Source organism: Roseobacter sp. HKCCA0434, from assembly GCF_032464675.1.
Lineage (GTDB): Bacteria > Pseudomonadota > Alphaproteobacteria > Rhodobacterales > Rhodobacteraceae > Pontivivens.
The window spans coordinates 1-12,410 of record NZ_JAWDKL010000044.1 but is presented as its reverse complement, the minus strand read 5'-3'; the positions used below and the strand labels follow the sequence as shown (position 1 = coordinate 12,410).

Genomic DNA, 12,410 nt, shown 5'->3' with positions numbered 1-12,410 from the left:
GCGCGTGCTGGCGCGCGAGCTGCCCGGCGCGGTCGAGACCTTCGAGATCACCATCGCGGAAGCCGGCCTGCCCACGGTCGAGGCCACGGTGCGCCGCGCGACGCTCGAGGACGCCGCCACCGATCCGCGCAGCGAGGACGTGCTGTGGGAGGAGATCGCGCTCGACACCGGCGCGCCGCGCCGCGCGGGCGCGCCGACCCTGCCCGGCGCCTTTCCGCGCTTTTCCTACGGCATCGCGCCGTCGCTGGCGATCAACGCCTTCGACCCCGACGATCCGCTGCGGCCCGACCTGGGGATCGCGCTCTCCGCCCGCTACGAGCTGGCGCGCGGGCTCAGCTTCAACGGCACCCTGCGCCAGACCCTCACCAACGGGTTCGACGACGTGACGCGGCCCCCGCAATCGGACCTTCCGAACGTGCGCACGCTGATCTCCTCCTACCTGCGCGAGGGGACCACCGCGATCCGCGAACTGACGGTGGACTATCGCGGCAAGCCGATGCGCGACCTCTACGGCCGGGTGACGGCGGGCATCCTCGAACAGCAATATGCCGGCGTCTCGGCCGAGCTGCTCTACCGCCCGCTCGACTGGAACGTGGGCCTGGGGGTCGAGCTCAACTATGCCCGCCAGCGCGAGTTCGAGCAGCTCTTCGGACTGCGCGACTTCGACACGGTGACCGGGCACGCCTCGCTCTACTGGGACACGGGCTGGAACGATTTCGAGGTGCAGGTCGACGCGGGCCGCTACCTCGCGGGCGATTACGGGGCGACCTTCTCGCTGTCGCGCCGCTTCGACAACGGGTGGGAGCTGGGGGGCTTCTTCACCCTGACCGACGTGCCCTTCGACGAGTTCGGCGAAGGCTCCTTCGACAAGGGCCTGCGTCTGACCGTCCCGCTGGGCTGGTCCTCCGCGCGCGAGACGCGGACCGAGGTCTCGACCACGCTGCGCCCGCTGACCCGCGACGGCGGCGCGCGGCTGAACGTGCCCGGACGGCTGTGGGGCGAGGTGCGCGACGCCTCGGTCCTGCGGCTCGACCAGGGCTGGGGGGAGGTCTGGCAATGAGACGCGCGATCCTTCTGCTCGCCTGCCTGGCCGCGCTCACCGGCTGCGGCGACCTGAGCGGCCCGTTCGGCGAGGCCGCGCGCACAGTGCGCGCCGCGGTCGAGCAGCGCCGCGCCGTCGCCCCGCCGCCCCTGGTGCTGACCCGCGCGCAGATCGCGGCCGATCCCGCGGCCTCGCTGCGCGTGACCGACCGGCTGGGCCGCGCGGCGATCCTGCAGGCGGTCGCGGCCCTCGACGGGCAGGCGACCTTCCGCAGCGGCGACGGTGTCAACCTCGCCTTCCGCGGACCGGTGGTGGTGCGCAGCCGCGGGCTGACCGACGACATCGCGGGGCTGGGCACCGACCCGGCGGTGCCGCTGATGGAGGCCGTGGCCCTGCGTCCCGGCGCCACCGCGCCCGGTGCCACCCACCGGCGCGAGGTCCGGCGCGTGACGCCGCTGTCGGATATCGAGACCCAGGTCTTCGTGTGCAGCTTCGTCCATGCCGGCCCCGACCCGCAGGAGATCGTCGAGCTGCGATTCGACACGGTGCGCATCGAGGAGAGCTGCGCCGAGATCGGCGACGAGACGGCGGAGGCCTTCGTCAACACGTGGTGGATCGTGCCCGAGACCGGGCAGGTCTGGCGCTCGCGCCAGTGGATCTCTCGCGCGCAAGGCTATCTCGACATCGAGGTGCTCAAGCCGCTGGGCTGAGCGGGGCGGACCCGCGGCGCGTTTCCGGCACCACGGATTCTTTATCGGTGGCGTTGGGCGAAGTCATTGATCGAACGGGTGGTTTGCGCTAGCTTTCCGCGAAAGGCGGGCTCTCGGGCCGTCTTCAGGTTCCTACGGTCGTGCAGCGGCCCCTCGTATCAGGATTTCGTCATGCCCCGCATCCTCTCCGCCACCGCCCTCAGCCTCGTCCTGAGCATGGGCACCGTGCTGCCCTCCTACGCACAGGACGTGATCATCAATGCCGACGGTTCGGTCAACGTGATCAACCAGCCCGCACCGGGCCAGCAGTTCACCGTGCAGCTGGCCAACGGCCAGATCGTGACGGCGACCGCGGCCGCGGCACCCGCCGCATCCGCTCCCGTGACCACCACGGTCGTCGCTGGTAGCGCCGCACCCGTGGCCGGCACGCCCGCCGGCACCGGCATCGTGACCACCACGGTCGCGGCCGGCGGCGGTCTCGCCGGCGGTCTGGGTCTGGCGGCGCTCGCGGCCCTGGCCGCGGTGGGCATCGCCGTGGCGGCGGCCGGTGGTTCGGACTCCGCGACCGCAACCAACACCAACTGATCCGCGCACAGCCGCGCGACCCGGTTCTTCTCGCGACGGGCGGATGGATCCCATCCGCCCGTTCGCTTGTCTGCAAGTCGGATCCATGCCTTCTTCCACACACCCCCATGTCCTGATCGTCGTCCCTGAGATGCGGTTCTTCCTGTCGCACCGGCTCAATATCGGGCTGGCCGCGCGCAGCGCCGGCTGGCGGGTGGGCGTCGCCGCCCCGCCCGGCCCCGACTGCGCCGATCCGCGGCTTGCGCGTGCCGGCATCGAGGTGCACCCCCTGCCGCTGCCGCGCGGCGCGCGGTCCCCGCTCGGTCAGGCGCGCGCGGTGGCACGGCTCCATGCGCTGATGCGCGATCTGCGCCCCGACCTCGTCCATCTGGTGACATCGAAACCCATGCTCTACGGCGGGCTGGCCGCGCGGCGGCTGGGCATTCCGGTGGTGGCCGCCGTCACCGGGCTCGGCTTCGCCTTCATCCAGAACGGGGCGAAGGCGCGCGCGATCCGTACCGGCATGGTGGCAGGCTACCGCGCGCTGCTGGGCCGCGCGGGCAACCGGCTGATCTTCCAGAACCGCGACGACGCCGCGCTGTTCCGGCGGCTCGGCATCACCGGGCAAGCGCGGGTCGAGCTGATCCCCGGCTCGGGCGTCGATCTCGATGCCATCCGCCCCGCCCCGCTGCCCGACGGCCCGCCCGTGGCGCTGCTGCCCGCGCGGATGCTGCGCGACAAGGGGGTCGATGAATTCGTGACCGCCGCCCGCATCCTGCGCGCGCAGGGCTCGGACGCGGTGTTCCGCCTGATGGGCGACCCCGATCCGGGCAATCCCGCCTCCCTCACCCGGACCGAGCTGGAGGCGATCGCCGCCGAGGGCATCGTCGAATGGCACCCTCACAGCCCGGACATGAACGCGGCCCTTGCCCGCGCGCATCTTGTGGTGCTGCCCTCCTATCGCGAGGGCTTTCCCAAGAGCCTGGTCGACGCCGCCGCCGCGGGGCGCGCCGCGGCCACCAGCGACGTGACCGGCTGCCGCGATGCGGTGATCGAGGGCGAGACGGGGCGGCTCTTCGCCCTGCGCGACGCGGACGACACCGCCCGCGTGATGGGAGAGATGCTGTCCGACCGCGCGGGGCTCGAACGGATGGGCGCCGCCGCCCGTGCGCTGGCCGAGGCGCGCTACGATGCGGGCGCCATCGCGGCGCGCCACCTGGAAATCTACGAGGCCACCTGTCGCGGAGTTGATTGAAAAGAGGCGGATTTGTGGCGGGTCTGCACTGGTCAGCCGACGCACAAACCGCTAGGCCTGTTCAGGAAAAAAGTCCGGGCCCGGGCTTTCGACGCGTCCGCCACCGTCGGGAGCCGCCCGAAGACACCTTGGGGAGACAAGACTTGTTCCGTTCCGACATCCTGCGCGCGTTCGGCCTGTTCGCACTGATGGCCACGCTCGCGGCCTGCAACGAGACCCGGTTCACCTCCGCCGCGGGCACGCCGTCCTACGGCCCGGTGGAGCTGGTTCTGCTCGACAACGCGACCGTGTCCTATTTCGCGGCACCGCCGCGCGCGGGCGCCGACGGGCTCGCCTTCGCCCGCAGCGGCCAGTCGCTGCCGCAGGGGCGGGGCGGCTACCTGGTGGGTGCGGGCGACCAGATCAGCATCACGGTCTGGGAATATCCCGAGCTGACCACGCCGGGATCCGAGGATGGCGGCGGGCTGACGGTCATGCAGGACGGGCGGCTCTACTTTCCCTATGTGGGCTACATCCAGGCCGCGGGCCGCACGCCGGGCCAGATCCGTGACCGGCTGGCGGCGGGACTGGCCAATTTCCTGCCCGATCCGCAGGTCGACGTGCGGGTCACGAATTTCGCCTCGCAGCGCGTGGTGGTCTCGGGCGCCGTGGCCCAGCCCGGTGCCTTCGTGATCGGCGATACCGGGCTCACCGCGCTGGAGGCGATCCTGCTGGCGGGCGGCCCGGCCGAGGGCGGGGACCTTTCCCGCGTGACGATCGAGCGCGGCGGCCAGATCTACGCCTTCGACCTCAGCGGCCCCGAACAGGGCCTGCCCGTGCCCGTGAACCCGGCGCTGCGCTCGGGCGACATCGTCTCGATCGTCGCCTACGAGCCGCGCCAGGCCTATCTCTTCGGCGAGGTCGGCCGCGTGGGGGAGATCGACCTGACCGCGCGCACCATGTCGCTGACCCAGGCGCTGGCGCAGTCCGGCGGGCTCGACCAGCGGCGCGCGGATGTCAGCGGCGTGTTCCTGTTCCGCCGGGTCGGCAATGTCACGCGGGTGGGTCAACTCGACCTGACCTCGCCCGTGGGCTATCTCGTGGGCGAGCGGACGGATGTGGCCGAGGGCGACGTGATCTACGTCACCACCGCACCCGTGACCCGCTGGAACGACCTGATCAGCCAGCTGCTGCCCAGCCTCGGCGCCACGCGCGCCGTCACCGGCACGGCCGGCGTGCTGACCGGCAACTGAGACGGCTCGGGAAAGGCCACGCATGTCCCTGAAGATCGCATCGGCGATGACCGTGTGCATCGGCAATATCTGCCGCTCCCCCGTGGCCGAGGCCGCGCTCGCCCGCAGCTTTCCGCGCCTGCATACCGGGTCGAGCGGCCTGGGCGCGCTGGTCGACCATCCCGCCGACGCGGACGCGGCGAAGGCGGCGGCGGCACATGGGCTGGACCTGTCGGCGCATCGCGCGCGCCAGTTCGACCCGGTGCGCGCGCGCCGCTACGACCTGATCCTGGTGATGGAGGCCGAACAGCGCGAGGATATCCTGCGCCGCGCGCCGGATCTGGGCGGGCGCACCTTCCTCGTCACCCACTGGACCGGCGGGCACGCCGTCTCCGACCCCTATCGCCGCAGCTTCGACCGGCATGAACGCGCGGTGACCGACATCCTCGAAGGCGTGGCCGGCTGGGCCGCGCGGCTGGACGTGGCGGCATGAGCGAGGGGCAGCGCGGCGTCGAGGACGGGTTCGGCGGAAGCGACATCGATCCGATCGAGCTGCTACGCGTCGCTTGGGCGCGCAAGTTCCGCATCCTCTTCGTGGCCCTGATCGCGACCGCGATCGGCATCGGCTGGGCGATCAGCCAGCCACGCGTCTATCAGGCCGATGCCCTGGTCCAGATCGAGAAGCGGCAGGGCACCGTATCGGGCCTGCAGGAGCTGACGGGCCTGGGCAATGCCGGGGGCGAGAGCACCAACACCCAGATCCAGATCCTGACCTCGCGCCGCGTGCTGGGCGAGGTGGTCGACCGGCTCGACCTGACGCTGGCCGCGCGCCCCGTGCCGCTGCCGGTGCTGCGCGACATCGCCACCCTGTGGCCCGGGGAGCCGCCGCGCACCCCGTGGATCGACCGTTGGATCCGGCCCTATGCCTGGTCGGGAGAGGCGATCACGGTGGCGCGCTTCTCGATGGACCGCGACGCGCCCTACTCGGTGCGCCTGACCCGGGACGAGAGGCCGGGCGGCTACACGGTCCGCCTGCCCGACGGGCGCGTGCTCGACGGACGGGTCGGGGAGATGCTGCGCGATGCGCAGACCGGGCTGGAACTGACGGTCAGCGAACTGGAGGGCGAGCCGGGCCGCACCTTCGCCGTGGCGCGCGCCACGCGCGCGGCCGCGATCGCGGGCCTGCGCGGCGGCCTGCAGATCCAGCAGCAACCCGGATCGGAAGTGCTGCGCATGACCTATCGCGCGGGCAGCCGCGAGGAGGCCGTACGCCGCCTCGACGCCGTGGCCGAGGAATTCCTGACGCAGAACGTCGCGCGTTCGGCAGCGGAGACCGAACAGTCGCTGGCCTTCATCGAGCAGCAGCTTCCCGGTGCGCTGCGCGACCTGGAGACGGCGCAGGCCGAGATCAACGCCTTCCGCGTCTCCGAGCAGTCGATCGACCTGAATGCCGAGACGCAGGGCCTGCTCAACCGCGTCACCTCCCTGCGCGCGGAGCTGGCCCAGCTCGACATCCGCGAGGACGAGATCTCCCGCCGGTACACGCGCAACCATCCCGTCTACCAGACGCTGATCGCCAACCGCGCGGCCTATCAGGAACAGCTGCAGATGCTGGAGGATGAGACCGGCACCCTGCCCGAGACGCAGCAGCGCTTCTTCAACCTCAACCAGGAACTGGAGGTCGCGCGCGAGATCTACCTGCAGCTGCTGAACCGCCAGCAGGAGCTGGAACTCGTGCGCGCGGGAACGGTGGGCAACGTGCGCATCCTCGATACCGCGCAGGCCAACCCCTTCCCGGTCGCGCCCAACCGCACGCGCGCCGTGGCGCTGGCCTTCGCACTCGGCCTCCTGCTGGCGGCCGGGCTGGTGCTGGCGCGCCACCTGATGCGCTCGCGCATCGACGACATCGCCGATCTCGACGATTTCTCGCTGCCGCTCTACGGCGTGATCAAGCGCCTGCCCGGGCGGCGCAAGGTCGGCGGGCGCACGCAGCCGCTGATGCTCGATTCCGCGCGCAAGCAGCACGAACCGGTGATCGAGGCGTTCCAGTCGCTGCGCACCGCGCTCTATTTCGGGATGATGGACGAGACCCCCCGCGCCGTCGTCGTCTCCTCCGCCTCGCCCGGCGACGGCAAATCCTTCGTGTCGGCCAACCTGGCCGCCCTCTCCGCCAAGGGCGACAGCAGCGTCTGCCTGGTCGATGCAGACATGCGCAAGGGCTACCTGCGGCGCTATTTCAAGCTGCCGCGCGGCACCAAGGGCCTGTCGGAATACCTGTCGGGCCAGGCGACGCTGGAGGAGATCGTGCACGAGATCTCGCCCGGGCTCAGCGTGATCGCGGCAGGCACCTATCCTCCCAACCCGGCCGACCTCCTGATGAGCGCGCGGTTCCGGGAGCTGGTGACGCTGCTGGGCGATGCGTTCGACCTGACGATCTACGACGCCCCACCGATCCTGGCCGTGACCGATCCCACGATCATCCGGCGCCTGGTCCCGCGCATGCTGTGCGTGATCGGGCACCGCCGGACCGAGCGCGGCATGGTCGAGGCGATGATTCGCACCCTCGACAAGACGGGCGGCAAGATCGACGGACTGGTCCTGAACGACTACCAACCGGGACGCGGGTCCGGGGCCGAGGGTCAGCAATACGGATACTACTATTCGTCACGTTACCGTTACCAGGCATCGGATAAGTCTGCCTAAAACAGGGATTTCGTCATCGGGCACTTGTCAGAAAAGCGAATTTTTCGTTAATGGCGGCTGGAATTCATTAGATTTCCTCACATTTTCGGATGTGACGAGGCGTAGCGGGGGTTAGCGGCAGATATGTTCGATATCGCACAGACGACATATTCCGATGACCGCGTGGACGCTGCGTCGGCGATACCGCGCAACCGCATCGTCTACCGAATCTTCAAACGCACCTTCGACATCGGCATGAGCCTCGCGCTCCTGCCGCTGATGGTTCTGTGCGCGCTCGTTCTGCTGATCTTGAACCCGTGGATGAACCGCGGGCCGCTGTTCTTCCGGCAGGAACGGATGGGGCGCAACTGCGAGCCGTTCCACGTCGTGAAGTTCCGCTCGATGACCTGCGCCCATGTGGTGGAGCGGGGCCCGGACGATCCGCTGGAAACCTCGCGCATCACCAAGCTCGGCCGCTTCCTGCGCCGCAGCCGCATCGACGAGCTGCCCCAGATCCTCAACGTGATGTCGGGCGAAATGAGCCTGATCGGCCCGCGGCCCGACTTCCTGTCGCATGCGCGCGCCTATCTCGTCAGCGTGCCCGGCTATCGGCAGCGCCACGCGGTGCGGCCGGGCATCAGCGGGCTGGCGCAGACGCGGCTGGGTTATGTCGAGGGGACCGACCAGACCCGGTCGAAGGTCGATGCGGACCTGGAATATATCCGCACCGCCTCCTTCCTGACCGACACACGCATCCTGATCGACACGCTGCGCACCGTGCTGGGCGGCTTCGGCCGCTGAGCGCCCCGCCCCGCGCGATCGGCCGATCACACCTCCCGTCTTGCGCGATCAGCTGATCACGACAGCATGAATGCCCTGCGCCGTGGTCCCGCTGGCCTTGACCGCGCGCACGCCGCACAGCAGCCACCCGCCATCGCAAAGCACCACCGTGCGCTCGGTGCCGCGCACCGAGGTAAAGGCGACCGAGCCGCCCGACTCGACATAGAGTGCCACGGCCACCTCCGGCAGCTCCGCCCCGTCGGCGGGCGTGACCGGCAGGTAGTCGGAGCCGGGACCGTTCAGCGAGGCGGAGCGGGTGGAGAAGATGTTGTTCATGTCGAAAATCCTTTCGGGTTCAATGGAAACTGAAGGGGGGCTGCCGCGTCAGACCGCGACCTGGGCGCGCGCGACATCGCGCAGCGCCGCCAGCGCCGCCGGACCGGTCGCGGTGGTCAGCCCGATCGCATGGATTCGGCCTCCGAACCGGGTATTGCCGTTATTGCTGCGCAGGAAATCGATCTTCGACCAGGCAGAGAAGTCCCCGACCAGTACGTAGTCGCGCAGCCCCGTCCCGGATGCGCTCGCGAGCAGATCGAACAGCTGCCCGCGATGACCGGTGAAAGGCACGCCGTCCACCGTCTCGCGGGGCGCCCCGATGCCCCCCGTGCTGGGCAGCGTCGTGCCGTGGTCGAAGATCCCCGCATATTGCCCCGATGCGCCCGAGGACATCAGGCAGCCCTTGTCGCCCTGCGCCGCCTCGACGACCAGCACCACGGCCATGTCCGCGGGCAGTGGCACGCCCGTGTCGAAGACCGGCTGGTCGTCCTGCCCGTCCGCGAAGAGGTGCCGCGGGGCGGTGCGCAGCTCCGGGCTCGCGTCCAGCGACGGCGTGACCAGCGCGGGCCAGGCCCCGCCCGCGAAATCGCCCGCGATGACCCGCACCGGGTCGCCCCCGGACGCCGCCGCGAGCGTTGCGCCCGCATCCTGCCACAGGCTCGATCCCGTCGCGGACCAGAAGCCCAGCATCCCCGCGGGCAGGCCCGAGGCTTGTGCCCTGAGCGCGTCGAGCCGCGCCTCGACCCGTGCCACGCAGTCCGCATCGGACCCCGCGACGACGAAGCAGGCGGCCATGTCCCCCGCCGGGCCGATCAGGTCCACGCCCTGCCAGGCGCTCAGATCCGCCCCGCGGATCACCAGCGCGTGCCAGACCCCGTCCGACAGGGCCGCGGCCAGCGCGTCCCGGTCCGTGCCGGTCCAGGGTGTCCCGTCGATGCGGAGGGAGGGCAGCCCGGCCCCGGCATGCAGCTCCGTCGAGTTCGACCCGGCCTCCCACCGCGCCAGATAGCGGGCCGCGTCGTCCGGATCGCCCAGCAGCACCGCATCGCCGTCCAGGCAGCGCAACAGGCAGCCGATGGTCACGTCCGCATGGGCCGCGAGGTCCACCGGTCCCGTGCCCAGGGCCGCCTGGCCGCCGTCCAGCTCCAGCAGGGACAGCTGCCCGTCGCGCGCCAGCACCGGGCGCGCCGCCGTCACGGGCTGGAGCAGGTCCGGCCCCGCCGCCCCCTGCAGGGTGGAGACGGGATCGCCCGGCTGCGCCGTACCGCCATCGGCGAGGTACGTGTCCTCCCCCGTCATGCCCAGCACCAGGCCCGGCAGGAAAGAGGGGGCGGCGGCGGCCGCGCCCGGATGCGGTCCGAGACGACCGAGGCGGGTCATTGCGAAGAGGGCCGGGGCAAATGTCATGGCGTCGTCCTTTGGCAGGGAGCCGTCCCCACCGACCGGACGCGCCGGTCCCTTCTGCGAGATCCGGTCCACCGCGATGCGCGGTCGGGGCGAAGCTCGTCGAAAGTTCACGCACCGATCTATCAGCGAAGGATTGAGAAAGGGTTAATACCCGTCGCATCTGGATCACGGACCGGGGATGCCGTATCTGCGGGCGGTCAGGACACGAGAGGAGACCTGTGATGAACATCGCGATGATCGGAACCGGCTATGTCGGCCTCGTCTCCGGGGTCTGTTTCTCCGATTTCGGCCATGACGTGACCTGCGTGGACATGAACGCGGACAAGATCGCGCGGCTGGAGGCGGGCGAGGTCCCGATCTTCGAGCCGGGGCTCGACGCGCTGATGGCCACCAATGTCGAGGCGGGGCGTCTTTCCTTCACGACCGATCTCGCCGCCGCGGTGGCCGCGGCCGACGCGGTCTTCATCGCCGTGGGCACGCCGACGCGGCGCGGCGACGGCCATGCGGACCTGACTTACGTCGAGGCCGCCACGCGCGAGATCGCTGCCGCGCTCGACGGCTACACGGTGGTCGTGACCAAGTCGACCGTGCCCGTGGGCACCAATGCCCGCGTCGCCGCGATCCTGAAGGAGACCGCGCCCGAGGCGGAGTTCGACGTCGCCTCCAACCCCGAATTCCTGCGCGAAGGGGCGGCGATCGAGGATTTCATGCGCCCCGACCGCGTCGTCGTCGGCGTCGAGAATTCCGAGGCTGGCAGCCGCGCGCGCGAGGTCATGGCCCGCATCTATCGCCCGCTCAGCTTGCGCGACGCGCCGGTGATCTACACCGACCTGGAATCGGCGGAGATGATCAAATATGCCGCCAACGCCTTCCTCGCGACCAAGATCAGCTTCATCAACGAGATCGCGGCGCTGTGCGAGCGGGTCGGCGCGGATGTGCAGTCGGTGGCGCGCGGCATGGGGCTCGACAACCGGATCGGCTCGAAATTCCTCAACGCAGGACCCGGCTATGGCGGCTCGTGCTTTCCGAAGGACACCAAGGCGCTCGCCCGGATCGGGCAGGAGCATGCCTGCCCCATGCGCATCACCGAAACGGTGATCGAGGTCAACGAGACGGTGAAGCGCCGGATGATCGACAAGGTGCTCGACCTCTTCGACGGCAAGCTCGCAGGGAAACGCATCGGCGTGCTGGGCGTGACCTTCAAGCCCAATACCGACGACATGCGCGACGCACCGGCGCTGACCATCGTGCCCGCCCTCGTGGGCGCGGGGGCCGAGGTGGTCGTGACCGATCCCGAAGGGGAGAAGGAGGGCGCGGCCCTCCTGCCCGGCGTCACCTGGGCCGAGGATGCCTATGCCGCGGCCGACGGGGCCGACGCGCTCGTCATCCTGACCGAGTGGAACCAGTTCCGCGCGCTCGATCTCGCCCGCATCGCGGACGTGATGCGCGGCGACCGGGTGGCGGACCTGCGCAACATCTACACCGCGGCAGAGATGGCGGCGGCGGGTCTGGTGCTCACCGGGGTCGGCCGGGACTGATTTCGGGGGACGGCGCGGGCGCGAAGGCCAGGCACAGCCCCCAGACCATGCCCGTGGCGATGACCGGCACGCCGTAGAAATACGGCCCGTCGATCAGCGAATAGGCCGCCATCGTGTTGAGCGGCATCAGCGCGCAGCACCCTTGCGCGCCTCCGGTCCGCTGGGCGCGCAGCCACAGCGCCAGCAGGACCCCCATCGCCAGCAGGCCCATCGGCACCCCGAAGGCGAACATCAGCTCCAGCGGGAAGCTATGGACCTGCGGGAAGGGATACGCCTCCTGATGGAGCAGGAACTGCCCCCAGCCATGCCCGGTCAGCGGCGCCTCGCCGATCAGGTCCAGCGTCGTGCGCCACAGCCCGACCCGCCCCGACAGGAAGTCGTCGGCATCGCCCGCGCGGCGGATCGAATGTTCGATCTCGGTCATCAGCCCGACCGAGGCCGTGGGCTCGGGCAGGCTGACGGCGATCGCGACGGCCAGGGCGAGGCAGGCCGCGAGCGCGCCCACGTGACGCGTCGGGCCGCGCGGATGCAGCGCGGCGAGCGCACATCCCAAAAGCAGCGCCACCCAGGCGCCGCGCGCCCCGCTCCACAAGACCAGCCCCGTGGCGCAGGCCGCCAGGAGCCCGATCGCGATCCGGGCGCGTGCGCCCTCGCCCGGCCACAACACCAGCCCCAGCCCCACCGCCGCGGACAGGGTGTAGAGATGCCCCGCCCGCCTCACGTTGTTGAAGGCGGGAAAGCTGATCATCCAGTCGATCTCGCGCAGATCGCCATGGACCAGCTCCATCAGCGGCAGGGTCAGCGCGTGCAGCGGTCCGGCCGCCAGCAGCGCGATCAGCACCGCGCGGGCCAGGCCCGCGCCCGCGGGTCCCGTGCCACGGGCCC

General features: G+C 70.6%; 12 protein-coding genes. 9 read left to right on the top strand and 3 right to left on the bottom strand.

Going from position 1 to position 12,410, the window contains the following annotated elements:
* The 8 genes from RX333_RS16880 to RX333_RS16845 all read left to right on the top strand — a co-directional run.
* On the top strand, positions 1-1,060 hold a 1,060-nt coding region (locus tag RX333_RS16880; protein WP_316016133.1), incomplete at its 5' end, for a YjbH domain-containing protein.
* Entirely contained in the window at positions 1,057-1,752 is a 696-nt protein-coding gene (locus tag RX333_RS16875; RefSeq protein WP_316016132.1) for a YjbF family lipoprotein, read from the top strand. The genes RX333_RS16880 and RX333_RS16875, both read left to right, overlap by 4 nt.
* Before the next feature lie 171 nt (positions 1,753-1,923).
* The gene (locus tag RX333_RS16870) at positions 1,924-2,337 is read left to right on the top strand and encodes a hypothetical protein (RefSeq protein ID WP_316016131.1); all 414 of its coding nucleotides are present in this window, start codon (positions 1,924-1,926) and stop codon (positions 2,335-2,337) included.
* Between the two features lie 85 nt (positions 2,338-2,422).
* Complete coding sequence (locus tag RX333_RS16865) at positions 2,423-3,571, top strand: glycosyltransferase family 4 protein (protein WP_316016130.1); 1,149 nt, start codon at positions 2,423-2,425, stop codon at positions 3,569-3,571.
* Positions 3,572-3,714: 143 nt separating this feature from the next.
* Positions 3,715-4,803 carry a polysaccharide biosynthesis/export family protein gene (locus RX333_RS16860; RefSeq protein ID WP_316016129.1) on the top strand — a complete coding sequence of 363 codons (1,089 nt, stop codon included), beginning with the start codon at positions 3,715-3,717 and terminating at the stop codon, positions 4,801-4,803.
* 22 nt (positions 4,804-4,825) lie between these two features.
* A complete protein-coding gene (locus RX333_RS16855; RefSeq protein ID WP_316016128.1) occupies positions 4,826-5,275 on the top strand; it encodes a low molecular weight phosphotyrosine protein phosphatase in 450 nt (149 codons plus the stop codon).
* Positions 5,272-7,485: a polysaccharide biosynthesis tyrosine autokinase gene (locus RX333_RS16850; protein WP_316016127.1), complete on the top strand. Its 2,214-nt coding sequence runs from the start codon at positions 5,272-5,274 to the stop codon at positions 7,483-7,485. Before RX333_RS16855 ends, RX333_RS16850 begins: the two co-directional genes overlap by 4 nt.
* 162 nt (positions 7,486-7,647) lie before the next feature.
* Positions 7,648-8,265 carry a sugar transferase gene (locus tag RX333_RS16845; protein WP_316016126.1) on the top strand — a complete coding sequence of 206 codons (618 nt, stop codon included), beginning with the start codon at positions 7,648-7,650 and terminating at the stop codon, positions 8,263-8,265.
* Positions 8,266-8,313: 48 nt separating this feature from the next.
* On the opposite strand, the gene RX333_RS16840 is transcribed toward RX333_RS16845, so the two are convergent.
* Together RX333_RS16840 and RX333_RS16835 are read right to left on the bottom strand one after the other, a co-directional pair.
* Complete coding sequence (locus RX333_RS16840; RefSeq protein WP_316016125.1) at positions 8,314-8,580, bottom strand: hypothetical protein; 267 nt, start codon at positions 8,578-8,580, stop codon at positions 8,314-8,316.
* 48 nt (positions 8,581-8,628) lie between these two features.
* A complete protein-coding gene (locus tag RX333_RS16835) occupies positions 8,629-9,987 on the bottom strand; it encodes a hypothetical protein (protein WP_316016124.1) in 1,359 nt (452 codons plus the stop codon).
* Positions 9,988-10,208: 221 nt separating this feature from the next.
* On the opposite strand from RX333_RS16835, the gene RX333_RS16830 reads away from it, so the two are divergent.
* Positions 10,209-11,525, top strand: a complete 1,317-nt coding sequence (locus tag RX333_RS16830) for a UDP-glucose/GDP-mannose dehydrogenase family protein (protein WP_316016123.1) — start codon at positions 10,209-10,211, stop codon at positions 11,523-11,525.
* Here RX333_RS16830 and RX333_RS16825 read toward each other — a convergent pair.
* Positions 11,503-12,410, bottom strand: a 908-nt coding sequence (locus RX333_RS16825) for an O-antigen ligase family protein (protein ID WP_316016122.1), incomplete at its 5' end; no start/stop codon positions are given. The two genes, RX333_RS16830 and RX333_RS16825, sit on opposite strands and share 23 nt — an antisense overlap.